The sequence below is a fragment of the Kosakonia sp. LAM2021 genome (genome assembly GCF_016620385.1).
Taxonomy (GTDB): domain Bacteria; phylum Pseudomonadota; class Gammaproteobacteria; order Enterobacterales; family Enterobacteriaceae; genus Kosakonia; species Kosakonia sacchari.
In genome coordinates, this window is the sequence record NZ_JAENHT010000005.1 from 1 (window position 1) to 15,131 (window position 15,131).

11 protein-coding genes and 2 rRNA genes are annotated in these 15,131 nt (G+C 54.5%); 8 read left to right on the plus strand and 5 right to left on the minus strand.

Annotated features, from left to right (window positions below; translation table 11 throughout):
• From JKP81_RS12390 to aceK, 7 genes are all read left to right on the plus strand, one after another.
• Window positions 1–96, plus strand: a 23S ribosomal RNA gene (locus tag JKP81_RS12390); the annotation flags it as partial.
• Between the two features lie 93 nt (window positions 97–189).
• A 5S ribosomal RNA gene (gene rrf / locus JKP81_RS12395) occupies window positions 190–305 on the plus strand.
• A gap of 266 nt (window positions 306–571) precedes the next feature.
• The gene (locus tag JKP81_RS12400; protein WP_234455625.1) at window positions 572–1,027 is read left to right on the plus strand and encodes a YjaA family stress response protein; all 456 of its coding nucleotides are present in this window, start codon (window positions 572–574) and stop codon (window positions 1,025–1,027) included.
• A 106-nt stretch (window positions 1,028–1,133) separates the two neighbouring features.
• A complete protein-coding gene (gene metA, locus JKP81_RS12405; protein WP_017459399.1) occupies window positions 1,134–2,063 on the plus strand; it encodes a homoserine O-succinyltransferase in 930 nt (309 codons plus the stop codon).
• Window positions 2,064–2,309: 246 nt separating this feature from the next.
• Window positions 2,310–3,911, plus strand: a complete 1,602-nt coding sequence (aceB, locus tag JKP81_RS12410) for a malate synthase A (protein ID WP_200551992.1) — start codon at window positions 2,310–2,312, stop codon at window positions 3,909–3,911.
• Between the two features lie 155 nt (window positions 3,912–4,066).
• Window positions 4,067–5,371, plus strand: a complete 1,305-nt coding sequence (gene aceA / locus JKP81_RS12415; RefSeq protein ID WP_025263767.1) for an isocitrate lyase — start codon at window positions 4,067–4,069, stop codon at window positions 5,369–5,371.
• 54 nt (window positions 5,372–5,425) lie between these two features.
• Complete coding sequence (gene aceK / locus JKP81_RS12420; protein ID WP_200551993.1) at window positions 5,426–7,174, plus strand: bifunctional isocitrate dehydrogenase kinase/phosphatase; 1,749 nt, start codon at window positions 5,426–5,428, stop codon at window positions 7,172–7,174.
• Window position 7,175: 1 nt separating this feature from the next.
• Here aceK and JKP81_RS12425 read toward each other — a convergent pair whose 3' ends face one another.
• The 5 genes from JKP81_RS12425 to JKP81_RS12445 all read right to left on the minus strand — a co-directional run bounded on the left by JKP81_RS12425 (window position 7,176) and on the right by JKP81_RS12445 (window position 11,085).
• Window positions 7,176–8,108 (minus strand): phosphatidate cytidylyltransferase, encoded by a 933-nt coding sequence (locus JKP81_RS12425; RefSeq protein WP_200551994.1) that lies wholly within the window; start codon window positions 8,106–8,108, stop codon window positions 7,176–7,178.
• A complete protein-coding gene (locus tag JKP81_RS12430; RefSeq protein ID WP_200551995.1) occupies window positions 8,101–8,757 on the minus strand; it encodes a 1-acyl-sn-glycerol-3-phosphate acyltransferase in 657 nt (218 codons plus the stop codon). Before JKP81_RS12430 ends, JKP81_RS12425 begins: the two co-directional genes overlap by 8 nt.
• Window positions 8,754–9,416 carry a CDP-alcohol phosphatidyltransferase family protein gene (locus JKP81_RS12435; protein WP_200551996.1) on the minus strand — a complete coding sequence of 221 codons (663 nt, stop codon included), beginning with the start codon at window positions 9,414–9,416 and terminating at the stop codon, window positions 8,754–8,756. The genes JKP81_RS12430 and JKP81_RS12435 overlap by 4 nt, the downstream gene beginning before the upstream one ends.
• Window positions 9,417–9,474: 58 nt before the next feature.
• Window positions 9,475–10,299, minus strand: a complete 825-nt coding sequence (iclR, locus tag JKP81_RS12440) for a glyoxylate bypass operon transcriptional repressor IclR (RefSeq protein ID WP_200551997.1) — start codon at window positions 10,297–10,299, stop codon at window positions 9,475–9,477.
• A gap of 123 nt (window positions 10,300–10,422) precedes the next feature.
• Window positions 10,423–11,085, minus strand: coding sequence for a hypothetical protein (locus tag JKP81_RS12445; RefSeq protein ID WP_200551998.1), 663 nt, complete (start codon window positions 11,083–11,085; stop codon window positions 10,423–10,425).
• A 243-nt stretch (window positions 11,086–11,328) separates the two neighbouring features.
• Between JKP81_RS12445 and metH the strand changes: the two genes are divergently transcribed.
• Entirely contained in the window at window positions 11,329–15,015 is a 3,687-nt protein-coding gene (gene metH / locus JKP81_RS12450; protein WP_200551999.1) for a methionine synthase, read from the plus strand.
• Window positions 15,016–15,131: the final 116 nt, after the last annotated feature.

Consider the following 15,131-nt stretch of genomic DNA (forward strand, 5'->3'; position numbering starts at 1 on the left):
AAGGAACGTTGAAGACGACGACGTTGATAGGCCGGGTGTGTAAGCGCAGCGATGCGTTGAGCTAACCGGTACTAATGAACCGTGAGGCTTAACCTTACAACGCCGAAGATGTTTTGGCGTGAGAGAGAAGATATTCAGCCTGATACAGATTACATCAGAACGTGAGAACGGTCTGATAGACAGAATTTGCCTGGCGGCACTAGCGCGGTGGTCCCACCTGACCCCATGCCGAACTCAGAAGTGAAACGCCGTAGCGCCGATGGTAGTGTGGGGTCTCCCCATGCGAGAGTAGGGAACTGCCAGGCATCAAACAAGTGAAGAGGCCATCCTGACGGATGGCCTTTTTGCGTTTGTATGCAGTTAAACTCCCGCCCAGCGATGCCAGTTTTTGTTTTTAAGTTCCCGGCCAGAACGCTTCATATGAAACAGGCAGTGAGTATCAGGAAACTAACCCACTTGCCTAATCCAGCGCACAACAGGCATGACTGCCTGCCCGGAACAAAGCCTCATGCGAAAGCACGGGGCTTTTTTGCTATTGTTTCAGCTCCATTTATCGCTAAAGGACATCTCCATGATCGTTCTGTACGCCCAGCTTTATAAAAATCGCATGGTTGTGCGTAACCTCCAGACTCAGCAGCAGGTTTCGGGTAGCCAAACCTTCAGCAACCAGCGAATACTCATCGCAGACTTCTTCCCGGCGGAAAAGCTATTACACGATCTGATTCTGCAAGTCGCACCGCGTCAGTTCTGGCACATGCTTCCTGGCATGGGGCGTTTAGCGATCCTCGCGCATGCGCTGGAAATGAATGAAGGCGGCTTATCGCCCGTAGAAGAGCGTGCCATTCTTGAAATGACTTTTGGCGCTTCGCAAGGCCGATGCCGTTACCCGCAGGGCGTTGCCAGTCAGACACCGCTTAGCGATCAACACGTACTGGCAGCACTGAGCCAATCGAAAATGCCCCCTCTCAGCGCGATAACAAACCGAAAATCATTAGCTAATATCAATGCTACACAGGCCGCGACGTGAAACTTTCTCACCTTTCACTTGCGGACTCGACATTTTGCCGATTCCCGGGTATCTTCGGCTGTCTGGATGTCTAAACGTTTAAACGTATGCAGTGAGGGTATAAGATATGCCGATTCGGGTGCAGGACGAGCTGCCAGCCGTCAATTTCTTGCGTGATGAGAACGTCTTTGTGATGACGACATCACGCGCAACAGTGCAGGAAATCCGCCCGCTGAAGGTGCTGATCCTCAATCTGATGCCAAAGAAGATTGAGACGGAAAACCAGTTCCTGCGTCTGCTGTCGAACTCACCGCTACAAGTTGATGTGCGCCTGCTGCGTATCGACTCGCGTGAATCACGCAACACACCGGCTGAACACCTCAACACCTTTTACTGTAACTTCGATGAGATCCGTGATGAAAACTACGATGGCCTGATCGTCACCGGTGCGCCATTAGGCTTAGTTGAATTTAACGACGTAGCCTACTGGCCGCAAATCGAGCAGGTTCTGGAGTGGGCAAAAGATCATGTCACCTCAACCCTGTTTGTCTGTTGGGCGGTACAAGCCGCGCTAAACATCCTTTATGGTATCCCCAAACAGACCCGCACCGAAAAACTCTCCGGCGTATACGAACACCACATCCTTCATCCTCACGCGTTGCTGACGCGTGGTTTTGATGATGTTTTTCTGGCGCCGCACTCGCGTTACGCCGATTTCCCGGCTGCATTGATCCGCGACTACACCGATTTAGAGATCCTCGCCCAAACGGAAGAGGGCGACGCCTACCTGTTCGCCAGCAAAGACAAACGTATCGCCTTTGTTACCGGTCATCCGGAATATGATGCTAACACACTAGCAAGTGAGTACTTTCGCGATGTGGATGCGGGTTTAAGCCCCGAGCTGCCGCACAACTATTTTCCTCAGGACGATCCGCAGAATAAACCGCGTGCATCCTGGCGCAGCCACGGCAATTTGCTGTTCATCAACTGGCTCAACTACTACGTCTACCAGATCACGCCATACGATCTGAGTCATATGAATCCCACGCTGGATTAAGCGTTTCAGCCCCTTATTACAGGCACCTTCGGGTGCCTTTTTTATTTGCGAAAACAACTTCTCAACGTAATTAAACTATAACCTCTTTTTTATCAAAGGCTTATTTTAATTTTAATTTAAAAATGGAAATTGTTTTTGATTTTGGAAAAGTTATTAGCCAGGATTGATCCTGCTGAACGAAAACTGCACACCCGATCTTCGTTAGCATTGGGAAATGCCTTTGCTGCAAAAAAGAGGAATCGCACCATGACACAACAGGCGACAACAACCGATGAACTGGCCTTTACGCGACCGCACGGTGAACAAGAGAAGCAGATTCTCACCCCGGCAGCCGTGGAATTCCTGAGCGAGCTGGTCACCCGCTTTACGCCAAAGCGCAATCAACTGCTGGCCGCGCGCGTGCATCAGCAGCAACAAATCGATGCCGGTACGTTGCCTTGTTTTATTTCGGAAACAGCTTCCATTCGTGAAAGTGACTGGACGATCCGGGGAATCCCCGACGATCTGTTAGACCGCCGCGTTGAAATCACCGGACCGGTTGAGCGCAAAATGGTGATCAACGCGCTGAATGCCAACGTGAAAGTATTCATGGCGGACTTTGAAGATTCGCTGGCACCAAACTGGGACAAAGTGATCGACGGGCAGATCAACCTGCGCGATGCGGTCAACGGCACCATCAGCTACACCAATGAAGCGGGCAAAATCTACCAACTGAAGCCAAACCCGGCGGTGCTGGTTTGCCGTGTGCGTGGTTTACACCTGCCGGAAAAACACGTCACCTGGCGCGAAGAGGCTATTCCGGGCAGCCTGTTCGATTTCGCACTCTACTTTTTCCACAACCACAAAAATCTGCTCGCCAAAGGTAGCGGACCCTATTTCTACCTGCCGAAAACGCAGTCATGGCAAGAAGCTGCATGGTGGAGCGAGGTCTTCAGCTTTACCGAGGATCGTTTCAATCTGCCGCGCGGCACCATCAAAGCCACGCTGCTGATTGAAACCTTGCCTGCGGTATTCCAGATGGATGAGATCCTGCACGCGCTGCGCGACCACATTGTGGGTCTGAACTGCGGACGCTGGGATTACATCTTCAGCTACATCAAGACGCTGAAAAACTACCCGGATCGCGTGCTGCCTGACCGCCAGGTAGTGACGATGGATAAACCGTTCCTCAGTGCTTATTCGCGTCTGCTGATCAAAACCTGCCATCGTCGTGGCGCTTTCGCGATGGGCGGTATGGCGGCGTTTATCCCCAGCAAAGACACCGAGCGTAACAACTGGGTGCTGAACAAAGTGAAAGCCGATAAACAGCTCGAAGCGAATAACGGTCACGATGGCACCTGGATCGCGCATCCGGGTCTTGGCGATACGGTAATGGAGGTGTTTAACGCGGCGCTGGGCGAACACAAAAACCAACTCTTTGTCAGTCGTGAGGACGATGCGCCGATCACCGCAGAAGATCTGCTGGCACCTTGTGAAGGCGAGCGCACCGAAGAGGGCATGCGCGCCAATATCCGCGTCGCGGTGCAGTACATCGAAGCGTGGATCTCCGGCAATGGCTGCGTGCCGATTTACGGGCTGATGGAAGATGCCGCCACGGCGGAAATTTCCCGTACCTCAATCTGGCAATGGATCCATCACGAAAAAACGCTGAGCAACGGCAAGCCGGTCACTAAAGCGCTGTTCCGCCAGATGCTGGCTGAAGAGATGCTGGTTATTCAGGAGGAGTTGGGCGAGCACCGTTTCAGCAGCGGGCGTTTTAACGATGCCGCGCGCCTGATGGAGCAGATCACCACCTCGGATGAGCTGATCGACTTCTTAACGTTACCAGGCTACCGCCTGCTGGCGTAATCGCCCGGGCTATTTTGTTCGCCAATTTGGCTCCAGCCAGTGCGCAAGACCTTATGTTCTACAAGTGCGTTGCGGTTTTCGTGCGCTGGTCGTGGCCAAACTGCCTTCACCAATAACGCCTGGCGAGCCAGGAGAAGAATATGGAGCATCTGTATATGAAAACCCGTACCCAACAAATCGAAGAATTACAAAAAGAGTGGACGCAGCCGCGCTGGGAAGGCATTCGCCGCCCTTATAGCGCGGAAGATGTGGTGAAGTTACGCGGCTCGGTCAATCCGGAATGCACGCTGGCGCAACTGGGCGCGGCGAAAATGTGGCGCTTGCTGCATGGCGAATCGAAAAAAGGGTACATCAATAGTCTCGGCGCGCTGACCGGTGGGCAGGCGTTGCAGCAGGCGAAAGCGGGAATCGAAGCGGTGTATCTTTCCGGCTGGCAGGTAGCGGCGGATGCCAACCTCGCCGCCAGCATGTACCCGGACCAGTCGCTCTACCCGGCAAACTCCGTGCCATCGGTGGTCGAGCGCATCAATAATACGTTTCGTCGCGCCGATCAAATTCAGTGGTCTTCCGGTATTGAGCCGGGCGACCCGCGCTTTGTCGATTATTTCCTGCCGATCGTCGCAGATGCCGAAGCTGGCTTTGGTGGCGTATTGAATGCCTTTGAGCTGATGAAATCGATGATTGAAGCCGGTGCGGCGGCAGTGCATTTCGAAGATCAGCTCGCGTCGGTGAAAAAATGCGGCCATATGGGCGGCAAAGTGTTAGTCCCTACGCAAGAAGCGGTGCAGAAACTGGTGGCGGCGCGTCTGGCGGCGGATGTACTGGGCGTTCCGACACTGTTGGTGGCGCGCACCGATGCCGATGCCGCCGATCTGATTACCTCAGATTGCGACCCGTATGACAGCGCGTTTATCACTGGCGAACGCACCAGCGAAGGGTTTTACCGCACCCATGCGGGCATTGAACAGGCGATCAGCCGCGGTCTGGCTTACGCGCCGTATGCCGATCTGGTGTGGTGTGAAACCTCCACGCCAGACCTGAACCTGGCGCGCCGTTTCGCCGATGCAATCCACGCGAAATACCCGGGCAAACTGCTGGCGTACAACTGCTCGCCGTCGTTTAACTGGAAAAAGAACCTTGATGACAACACCATCTCCCGCTTCCAGCAGGAGCTGTCAGATATGGGGTACAAGTTCCAGTTCATCACCCTCGCGGGCATCCATAGCATGTGGTTCAACATGTTCGATTTAGCCCATGCGTATGCGCAGGGCGAAGGGATGAAGCACTACGTCGAAAAAGTGCAGCAGCCAGAGTTCGCTGCGGGCAAAGAGGGCTACACCTTCGTTTCTCACCAGCAGGAAGTGGGTACCGGTTACTTCGACAAAGTCACCACCATCATTCAGGGCGGCGCCTCGTCAGTCACGGCGTTGACGGGTTCAACGGAAGAAGCACAGTTCTAATCGTCAACCTGCCCGGTAGCGATTTGCCTACCGGGCTAATGCCTGGGGAATACGATGTCGCGTGGTCTGGAACTGCTGATTGCCCAAACTATTCTGCAAGGCTTTGATGCCCAGTATGGTCGTTTTCTGGAAGTGACGTCCGGCGCGCAACAGCGCTTTGAACAAGCCGACTGGCACGCCGTTCAGCAGGCGATGAAGCAGCGCATTCATCTTTATGATCACCATGTTGGCCTAGTCGTCGAGCAACTGCGTTGCATCACCGACAGCCAAAGCCCGGACGCCGCATTTTTGCTGCGCGTCAAAGAGCACTACACGCAACTGCTGCCGGATTATCCCCGCTTTGAAATTGCCGAAAGCTTCTTTAATTCAGTCTATTGTCGGTTATTCGATCACCGTTCTCTCACGCCAGAACGGTTGTTTATCTTTAGCTCACAGCCGGAGCGCCGCTTTCGCACCATCCCGCGCCCGTTAGCCAAAGCGTTCTGGCCGGAACGCGGCTGGGAAGCGCTGCTGACCAAAGTGCTGTCGGATTTGCCGCTGCGCCTGCCGTGGCAGGATAAAGCGCGCGATGTGAGTTATATCACCGCACATTTGCAGGAGGCGTTTGGCAGCGAAACCCTTGCTCAGTCTCACTTGCAGGTGGCGAACGAGTTGTTTTACCGCAACAAAGCCGCCTGGCTGGTTGGCAAGCTTATTACTCCGTCGGCTACACTGCCGTTTTTGTTGCCGCTCCACCGCAGCGATGAGGGTGAGCTGTTTGTCGATACCTGCCTTACTACATCGGCGGAAGCCAGCATCGTGTTTGGTTTTGCCCGCTCCTATTTTATGGTTTACGCCCCGTTGCCCGCCGCGACAGTCGAGTGGCTGCGTGAGATCCTGCCCGGTAAAACCACCGCTGAACTGTATATGGCGATTGGTTGCCAGAAACATGGCAAAACGGAAAGCTATCGCGAATATTTAAATTACATCAACGCCAGCGACGAGCAGTTTATTGAAGCGCCAGGCATTCGCGGCATGGTGATGCTGGTGTTTACGCTGCCCGGTTTTGACCGGGTATTTAAGGTGATAAAAGATGTCTTTCCCCCGCAAAAAGAGATGAGCGCCGCGCACGTTCGTGCCTGCTATCAACTGGTCAAAGAGCATGACCGCGTGGGGCGTATGGCCGATACACAAGAGTTTGAAAACTTTGTGCTGGAAAAACGACAGATTGCTCCGGCGCTCATGGCGCTTTTGCTGGAACAAGCGCCAGGCAAAATCACCGATCTCGGCGATCGCATCGCCATCAGCCATCTCTATATTGAGCGGCGTATGGTGCCGCTCAATTTGTGGTTCGAGCAGGTTAAAGGTCAGCAACTGCGCGACGCGGTAGAGGAGTATGGCAACGCCATTCGCCAGCTGGCCGCCGCCAATATTTTTCCCGGCGACATGCTGTTCAAGAACTTTGGCGTCACCCGCCATGGGCGCGTGGTGTTCTACGATTACGACGAAATTTGTTATATGACCGAAGTGAATTTCCGCGACATTCCCGCGCCGCGTTACCCCGAAGATGAGCTGAGCGCCGAACCGTGGTACAGCGTGTCGCCGGGCGATGTTTTTCCGCAGGAGTTTCGTCACTGGTTATGCGCCGACCCGGAAATCGGTCCGCTGTTCGAAGAGATGCATGCCGATCTACTGCGTGCCGATTACTGGCGCGGATTGCAGGCGCGCATCCGCGAAGGGCATGTCGAAGATGTTTATGCCTACCGCAAACGCCAGCGTTTCAGCGTACGCTTTGGCGCAGGCGCGCTGCGGCAGGCGGGGTAAATCAGGTGAAGTAATATCTCACCACATGGAAGAAGATCGGGGCGGCAAAGCAGAGAGAATCAATCCTGTCCATCATGCCGCCGTGCCCTTCGAGCATCGCGCCGAAATCCTTCACGCCGCGATCGCGTTTAATCGCCGACATACACAAACCGCCGAGGAAACCGAGCAGCGTAATCAGCAGGGAAATAACAAACGCCTGCCACGGGTTAAACGGTGTGATCCACCACAGCCCCGCGCCGACCAGACTGGCGCTGAGAATACCGCCCACAAAGCCTTCTACCGTTTTGTTCGGGCTGAGTTTCGGCACAATAGGGCGCTTGCCGCACAGCTTACCGAAGACGTATTGCAGCACGTCGGAAATCTGCACAACAATCATCATAAACAGCACCAGCTTGATGTTTTCACCGCTATACCCCGGAATGGACAACATCAACAGCGCAGGTGCATGGCTCACACAGTAGACCGCCATCATCAGGCTCCACTGGATTTTTGCGCTGCGTTCAAGAAAGTGCTGTGTATCACCCGCGATAGCCACTCGTGCCGGAATAAACAAGAAGGCATAGACCGGGATAAAAATCACAAACACCGAATACCACTGGATGCCAACCAATACGTATTGCACCGGAAGAATGATAAAGAAACACCAAAACAGTGCTTCATGATCGCCCCGGCGGGTGGGCATCAGGGTGATACATTCGCGTAGCGCGAAGAACGACATCAACGCAAACAGCACAACTGAACCGATGGGGCCAACCAGCATGGCGATGACTGAAACGGTACACATCAACCACCAGGCGCGGATCCGCGCGTTAAGGTTAGCTATCGTGGCGTTTTGATAGCGGCGCGATAGCAAAAAACCAATAACACTGGCGACGACCAGCAGACCAAAAAGCCCGCTCAGCAGCAAGCGCAGATCGGAATCGACATTAATCATGGGCTAGCGCCTCCAGCGCACATTTGGCGCGGTCTAAAAATTCCTTTTTCGTTTCGTCGTCCGTGACCGCTGGCAATGGCTCGCCAAACGTTGCCGTACAGATAATCGGCACCACCAGACGTGAACCTTTCGGCAGCACACGATTCATATTTTCCAGCCACACCGGGATCAGCTGCACTGCTGGCAGGCGCTGTGTTAAGTGATAAAGCCCGCTTTTAAAACTGGCGACTTCATCACCGGAGCCGCGTGTACCTTCGGGAAAGAAGATCAACGAATGGCCCTGTTCCAGCTTTTCCATCAGCGGTTGTAGCGGATCGCGCTGTTTTACCGTCTCTTTGGCGGCTGAAGCCGGGCTGCTCCGTTCAACCAGAATGGCGTTAAAAATGCGCGTGGCAAGGTAGCGACGAAGCGCTGTTTTGTTCCAGTAATCCGCCGCAGCGACCGGATGTACGCTATTGCGCAACGCACGTGGAAAGCTCGCCCAAATAACCAGACCATCGAGGTGGCTGCTATGGTTAGCGTAATAAATGGTGGTGTGATCCGGCTGTGGCAAGGTGTGCCAAAAAGCTTTCACGCCGGTCAAGAGGCGGCAAAGCGTAACGAAAAAAGCTCTGACAATGGTCTTATCGACAGAAAAATGCAGCTTCATGAAGCCTTCTCCTGCTTCAATGTAGAGATGATTTGACGGGTACGGCGCACCGTTGTCCAGGCTGCGCCAAGGGCAATTAACGCCAGTGCGCAGAGCAGCAGCAACTCCCCCCACTGCGGCAGGATGATGGCGATAACCGTCGCTGCAGTCAGCAGCGCCATTCGGTGTTGTTTGGCCATCGGGCCGCTAAATTGTTGCGCCAGGCCGCAGGTGCCACCAAGCAAGCGGACATAAGCGGTAAAGAGCGCAAATAAAGACGCTGCCCAGCCCAGCTCAACTCCACCAGTCACTTGTACCAGACCGTAACCCGCGCCAAGGAACAGCACGCTGTCAGAAATGCGATCCGGTAGTTCGTTAAAGACAGCACCCGCCGGGCTGCGCAGACCGCCCTCTACGGCTACCATGCCATCGAGCAAATTACAGATAAGCCGCCCCTGAATACCGACAATAGCTAATAGCAGCAGGCCGCGTTGCAGCAGCGTATTGTCACTGTGCCAGACGGTAAGAAAACAGAGACCAGCGAGAAGGGCAAAAAAAATACTGAATAAAGAAATGGTGTTGGGCGTGTAGCCTTTTTGGCGCAGATAACGGGCAGCCGAAGCCGCCCAGGCGGAATTGCGCGTCTTTACAGGACGGCGATCGTGAACATCCTTGGTCATATATGTCATTCCGGTGAGTGGATGAAAATTGGACGCCCACTATATAACCTTTTGGAAGTTAACGAATTCCACCGTAAGCCAGCGTCACTTCTTTCGCGCCACGGATAACCATCGCGCCGAGTTCTGTCACGCGGTCATCGGTGATGCGTGAGATAGGCCCGGAGATGGAAATCGCGGCGAAGGGTTCGCCGTGTTCGTCAAAAATACACGCCGCTACGCAGCGCAAACCCAGTGCGTGCTCTTCGTCGTCAAAGGAGTAGCCGCGTTTGCGGCTCTGGGCGAGGTCTTCTTTCAGGTGTACCGGCGATACCAGCGTGGCATGGGTGTACGCATGCAACCCCTGGCGGTGCAGCAAGCTGCCAACCTGCTCATCGCTCAGACGCGACAAAAACGCTTTTCCCGCGCCAGAGGCATGCATCGGCAGCTTGCCGCCAATCGGCGCGGACATGCGCATTAACTGCGTACACTGCACCTGATCGATAATAATTGCCTGATGGTCGCTCTTATCCAGCACCGCGAGATTCACGGTTTCGCCGGATGCTTCCATTAAGTTGCGCAGGATCGGGTGAACAATCGCCATCAGGTTACGGCTTTGCAAAAAACTGCTACCGACGATAAACGCATGTGCGCCTACTGACCAGTGACCCAGCTCACCTACCTGGCGGACAAACCCTAGCTGCTGCATGGTCGTGAGTAAGCGGTGGGTGGTTGAGTTCGGCAAACCGGCCTGTTGCGCCAGTTCGGTTAAGGCGACGCTGCCATGAGACTCGGCAATCCATTCCAGTAGTTTCAGGCCGCGGGTCAATGACTGGACTTGCCCACCCGCCGGAGCGGCCGGGGCTGTAGCTTTTCTGCCTCGTTTAGCGGGAACGGAAGTGGCCATGACTGGCTCCTTTTTCTGTATCGTGGAAATTATTTTCGTTTTCATTGAGTATAACGCAACTCCCTGCCAGACTGATCGGATGAGTTCGCGCAAAATAGAACGAAAATGCCGGATCCAGTCTATTTATTGACGCACGTGTTTCGCCAACTGCGTATGTTGAGCACAAAGCGCAATGGTTCGTCTTACCTGGCTCAGTGGATGTTCTGGAAACATCTCATCATATTGACGATCGTCGCTCGGCAGGCAACGCAGCTCACTTTCCCGCAATTTGACGAAGAGCGCGTCGGCAGACCCGATAAATTCGGGGTTGTCGTTAGCGGGCGGTATATTGCCCTGCTTAAGTTGTAAATCCATTACCACCGCTTCGCGAAAGCCGGTGTTCCCTTTTTCTACCGCTTCAACATTGATCTGAAAGAGCCCGTGTTTTACGGGGAGCCAGATAATCGCGACAAAATACATACCGAGCGAACCCGGTGTGGGATCGCGATATTTAAACGTGCCCTGCAACGCCGCCATTCCCTGAATATTGAGCGCGGTGAGCTCCAGTAACGCGCCGCCAATCTTTGCCGTTTCTTGCCGCCAATAATGTGTGGCGGCGGCAATATCGTGTAAGGCAAAGGGCCACTGCACAGGGGCGTGGAGCTGAAGGCGCACCGCGCTTTGTTCCGGAGTGGACCATGCCATGCTGGTGTCATGGCTCTCATGCAGTTGCCACCCGGCAATGTTGAGTTGCAGGTCGGTGAGGCGAGGCTTCTTATGACCAAAAAGAGACGTCAAAAACGACATAATCCGTTCCGTAAGTAGGTGCGCCTGTAAGAGGGCAGAAGGTTTCAGCGTACATCGGCACGCTGGCCTGAAAACTTGAAAAGTCATCGCCCTGAAAAGGTAACGAGTTGGCGCAGCCATCAGTCTTACGGGCGTTACGTGAGCATCTCTCATGTTCACCCCGCGTCGCTTTTCCGCTCTGTCACTTTATGCCAGTATGTCCTGCTGGCCTTTTGGCCTGGTTGAGCATTGTCGGGAGCACGTGTGAGCAGCAAAGTTGAGCAACTGAAGCAGCAGTTAAGCAAAAGAATTCTGGTTCTGGATGGGGGCATGGGCACCATGATCCAGAGCTATCGTCTGAGTGAGCAGGATTTTCGCGGCGAACGTTTCGCCGACTGGCCCTGCGATCTTAAAGGCAACAACGACTTGCTGGTGCTCAGCAAGCCGGAGGTGATAAGCGCGATCCATGACGCCTACTTTGCGGCGGGCGCGGATATCATCGAAACCAACACCTTTAACTCAACGACAATCGCCATGGCGGATTACCAGATGGAATCCCTGTCGGCGGAAATCAACTTCGCTGCTGCCAAACTGGCGCGTGCCAGCGCCGACAAATGGACGGCGCAAACGCCGGATAAACCGCGTTATGTCGCGGGTGTGCTCGGCCCGACCAACCGCACTGCCTCAATCTCCCCGGACGTTAACGACCCGGCGTTTCGCAATATCACTTTCGATCAACTGGTCACCGCTTATCGCGAATCCACCAAAGCGCTGGTGGAAGGCGGATCGGATCTGATCCTGATCGAAACCGTGTTCGATACGCTTAACGCCAAAGCGGCGATCTTTGCGGTAAAAGCGGAGTTTGACGCGCTGGGCGTTGAGCTGCCGATCATGATTTCCGGCACCATTACCGACGCCTCCGGGCGTACGCTCTCCGGGCAGACCACCGAAGCGTTTTATAACTCCCTGCGCCACGCCGATGCGCTCACCTTCGGCCTGAACTGTGCGCTGGGGCCGGATGAACTGCGTCAGTATGTGCAGGAACTTTCCCGTATCGCCGAATGCTATGTCACTGCGCACCCGAACGCCGGTCTGCCCAACGCTTTTGGGGAATATGATCTCGATGCCGACACCATGGCGGCGCAAATCGGCGAATGGGCGCAAGCCGGTTTCCTGAATATTGTCGGCGGCTGCTGTGGTACCACGCCAGAACATATCGCCGCCATGAGCCGCGCGGTCGACGGCGTGCCGCCGCGTCAGTTGCCGGATGTACCGGTTGCTTGCCGCCTCGCGGGTCTGGAGCCGCTCAACATCGGCGATGACAGCCTGTTTGTGAACGTCGGCGAACGTACCAACGTCACCGGTTCCGCCAAATTTAAACGCCTGATCAAAGAAGAGAAGTACGCCGAAGCGCTGGACGTAGCGCGCCAGCAGGTAGAAAGCGGCGCGCAGATTATCGACATCAATATGGATGAAGGGATGCTCGATGCCGAAGCGGCGATGGTGCGTTTCCTCAACCTGATTGCCGGTGAACCAGACATTGCCCGTGTGCCTATCATGATCGACTCCTCAAAATGGGAGGTGATCGAAAAGGGGCTGAAATGTATCCAGGGCAAAGGCATCGTCAACTCGATTTCGATGAAAGAGGGCGTTGAGCCATTTATTCACCACGCGAAGCTGGTGCGTCGTTATGGCGCAGCCGTGGTGGTAATGGCCTTTGACGAAATCGGTCAGGCAGATACGCGCGCGCGGAAAATCGAAATTTGCCGCCGCGCTTATAAGATTCTTACCGAAGAGGTGGGTTTCCCGCCGGAAGACATTATCTTCGATCCGAACATCTTCGCCGTAGCAACGGGTATTGAAGAGCACAACAACTACGCGCAGGACTTTATCGGCGCGTGTGAAGATATCAAACGCGAACTGCCGCATGCGCTGATTTCTGGTGGTGTTTCCAATGTCTCGTTCTCGTTTCGCGGTAACGACCCGGTGCGTGAAGCGATCCACGCCGTGTTCCTTTATTACGCCATTCGTAACGGCATGGACATGGGCATCGTTAACGCCGGGCAACTGGCTATTTACGATGATTTGCCTGCTGAGTTGCGCGACGGCGTTGAAGACGTGATCCTTAACCGCCGCGATGATGCGACCGAGCGCATGCTGGATCTGGCGGAAAAATACCGCGGCAGCAAAGCCGCCGATGAAGGGGCGAACGCGCAGCAGGCGGAGTGGCGCAACTGGGATGTGAAAAAACGTCTCGAATATTCGCTGGTAAAAGGTATCACCGAATTTATCGAATTCGATACCGAAGAGGCGCGTCAGCAGGCCGCACGCCCGATTGAAGTGATTGAAGGGCCGTTAATGGACGGCATGAACGTGGTTGGCGATCTGTTTGGCGAAGGCAAAATGTTCCTGCCGCAGGTGGTGAAATCGGCCCGCGTGATGAAACAGGCCGTGGCTTATCTGGAACCGTATATCGAGGCCAGCAAAGAGAAGGGCAGCAGCAACGGTAAAATGGTGATCGCCACCGTGAAAGGCGATGTCCACGATATCGGCAAAAATATCGTTGGCGTGGTACTTCAGTGTAACAACTACGAAATTATCGATCTCGGCGTGATGGTGCCCGCCGATAAGATCCTGAAAACTGCCCGCGAAGTGAATGCTGACCTGATTGGTCTTTCCGGATTGATTACGCCGTCGCTTGACGAAATGGTCAACGTGGCAAAAGAGATGGAACGCCAGGGGTTCACCATTCCGCTGTTGATTGGCGGTGCGACCACATCGAAAGCGCACACTGCGGTGAAAATTGAGCAGAACTACAGCGGGCCGACGGTATACGTGCAAAACGCCTCGCGTACCGTGGGTGTGGTGTCGGCCCTGCTTTCGGATACGCAGCACGATGAGTTCGTTGCCCGTACCCGCAAAGAGTATGAAACCGTGCGTATCCAGCATGCGCGTAAAAAACCGCGTACCCCGCCAGTCACGTTGCAGGCCGCACGGGAAAACGATCTCGCCTTTGACTGGGAAAGTTATACTCCGCCGGTCGCACATCGCCTGGGCGTGCAGGAAGTTACTGCCAGCATCGAGACGCTGCGCAATTACATCGACTGGACGCCATTCTTTATGACCTGGTCGCTGGCCGGGAAATATCCGCGCATCCTTGAAGATGAGGTGGTGGGAGAAGAGGCGAAACGTCTGTTTGCCGATGCCAACGAGATGCTGGATAAATTGAGCGCGGAAAAGCTGCTCAACCCGCGCGGTGTGGTCGGGCTTTTCCCGGCTAACCGCGTTGGCGACGATGTAGAGATCTACCGTGACGAAACCCGCACGCAAGTGCTGACAGTAGGTTGCCATCTGCGCCAGCAAACGGAAAAAGTCGGTTTTGCCAACTACTGCCTGGCGGATTTTGTCGCCCCCAAACAGAGCGGTAAAGCGGACTACATCGGCGCATTCGCAGTGACGGGCGGTCTTGAAGAGGACGCGTTAGCACAAGCGTATGACGCCGCGCACGATGATTACAATAAAATCATGGTGAAAGCGGTAGCCGACCGCCTGGCGGAAGCCTTTGCGGAATACCTGCATGAGCGGGTGCGCAAAGTGTACTGGGGTTACGCGCCGAACGAGAACCTCAGCAACGATGAGTTGATCCGCGAAAATTATCAGGGCATTCGCCCGGCACCGGGTTACCCGGCCTGCCCGGAGCACACGGAAAAAGGCACCATCTGGCAGTTGCTGGACGTTGAAAAACATACCGGGATGAAACTGACCGAATCCTACGCGATGTGGCCAGGGGCATCGGTTTCAGGTTGGTATTTCAGCCACCCGGACAGTAAATATTTCGCGGTAGCGCAAATTCAGCGCGACCAGGTGGAAGATTACGCGCGGCGAAAAGGCATGTCGGTGGCGGAAGTTGAGCGCTGGCTGGCATCTAATTTAGGTTACGACGCAGATTAATGGCAACAGGGCATTTTTTAAATGCCCTGGTTTTTTGCCATTTCATTTTCGCGAAACTATCGTGAAGCAGACATAATACAGATTGAAACTAAGAACATTCTTAAAAGTGGATATTT

Excerpts from the sequence above, each read along its gene's own strand:
- JKP81_RS12400 (WP_234455625.1), top strand. The coding sequence starts at position 572 with ATGATCGTTCTGTACGCCCAGCTTTATAAAAATCGCATGGTTGTGCGT.
- metA (WP_017459399.1), top strand. The coding sequence starts at position 1,134 with ATGCCGATTCGGGTGCAGGACGAGCTGCCAGCCGTCAATTTCTTGCGT.
- aceB (WP_200551992.1), top strand. The coding sequence starts at position 2,310 with ATGACACAACAGGCGACAACAACCGATGAACTGGCCTTTACGCGACCG.
- aceA (WP_025263767.1), top strand. The coding sequence starts at position 4,067 with ATGAAAACCCGTACCCAACAAATCGAAGAATTACAAAAAGAGTGGACG.
- aceK (WP_200551993.1), top strand. The coding sequence starts at position 5,426 with ATGTCGCGTGGTCTGGAACTGCTGATTGCCCAAACTATTCTGCAAGGC.
- JKP81_RS12425 (WP_200551994.1), bottom strand. The coding sequence starts at position 8,108 with ATGATTAATGTCGATTCCGATCTGCGCTTGCTGCTGAGCGGGCTTTTT.
- JKP81_RS12430 (WP_200551995.1), bottom strand. The coding sequence starts at position 8,757 with ATGAAGCTGCATTTTTCTGTCGATAAGACCATTGTCAGAGCTTTTTTC.
- JKP81_RS12435 (WP_200551996.1), bottom strand. The coding sequence starts at position 9,416 with ATGACCAAGGATGTTCACGATCGCCGTCCTGTAAAGACGCGCAATTCC.
- iclR (WP_200551997.1), bottom strand. The coding sequence starts at position 10,299 with ATGGCCACTTCCGTTCCCGCTAAACGAGGCAGAAAAGCTACAGCCCCG.
- JKP81_RS12445 (WP_200551998.1), bottom strand. The coding sequence starts at position 11,085 with ATGTCGTTTTTGACGTCTCTTTTTGGTCATAAGAAGCCTCGCCTCACC.